This window comes from Shigella sp. FC1661, from assembly GCF_001712525.1.
Classification (GTDB): domain Bacteria; phylum Pseudomonadota; class Gammaproteobacteria; order Enterobacterales; family Enterobacteriaceae; genus Escherichia; species Escherichia coli.
This window is the reverse complement of sequence record NZ_MDGW01000380.1, coordinates 1-983: the sequence shown is the minus strand read 5'-3', so window position 1 is coordinate 983 and position 983 is coordinate 1. Positions and strand designations below refer to the sequence as shown.

Annotated in this window: 1 protein-coding gene; it reads left to right on the top strand. The window is 54.8% G+C overall.

The window, feature by feature from the left end; translation table 11 throughout:
- Window positions 1-983 (top strand): IS4-like element IS4 family transposase (locus tag BFF42_RS18560; protein ID WP_146759057.1); only part of this gene is annotated, 983 nt, incomplete at both ends.

Below are 983 nucleotides of genomic sequence, written 5' to 3'. Positions count from 1 at the left end.
TGGTCTGGTGTATTGTTGGCATGGCGCTTGAGCGTAAAGAACCTCTTCACCAGATTGTGAATCGCCTGGACATCATGCTGCCGGGCAATCGCCCCTTCGTTGCCCCCAGTGCCGTTATTCAGGCCCGCCAGCGCCTGGGAAGTGAGGCTGTCCGCCGCGTGTTCACGAAAACAGCGCAGCTCTGGCATAACGCCACGCCGCATCCGCACTGGTGCGGCCTGACCCTGCTGGCCATCGATGGTGTGTTCTGGCGCACACCGGATACACCAGAGAACGATGCAGCCTTCCCCCGCCAGACACATGCCGGGAACCCGGCGCTCCACCCGCAGGTCAAAATGGTCTGCCAGATGGAACTGACCAGCCATCTGCTGACGGCTGCAGCCTTCGGCACGATGAAGAACAGCGAAAATGAGCTTGCTGAGCAACTTATAGAACAAACCGGCGATAACACTCTGACGTTAATGGATAAAGGTTATTACTCACTGGGACTGTTAAATGCCTGGAGCCTGGCGGGAGAACACCGCCACTGGATGATACCTCTCAGAAAGGGAGCGCAATATGAAGAGCTCAGAAAACTGGGTAAAGGCGATCATCTGGTGAAGCTGAAAACCAGCCCGCAGGCACGAAAAAAGTGGCCGGGACTGGGAAATGAAGTGACAGCCCGCCTGCTGACCGTGACGCGCAAAGGAAAAGTCTGCCATCTGCTGACGTCGATGACGGACGCCATGCGCTTCCCCGGAGGAGAAATGGCGGATCTGTACAGTCATCGCTGGGAAATCGAACTGGGATACAGGGAGATAAAACAGACGATGCAACTGAGCAGGCTGACGCTGAGAAGTAAAAAGCCGGAGCTTGTGGAGCAAGAGCTGTGGGGTGTCTTACTGGCTTATAATCTGGTGAGATATCAGATGATTAAAATGGCGGAACATCTGAAAGGTTACTGGCCGAATCAACTGAGTTTCTCAGAATCATGCGGAATGGTG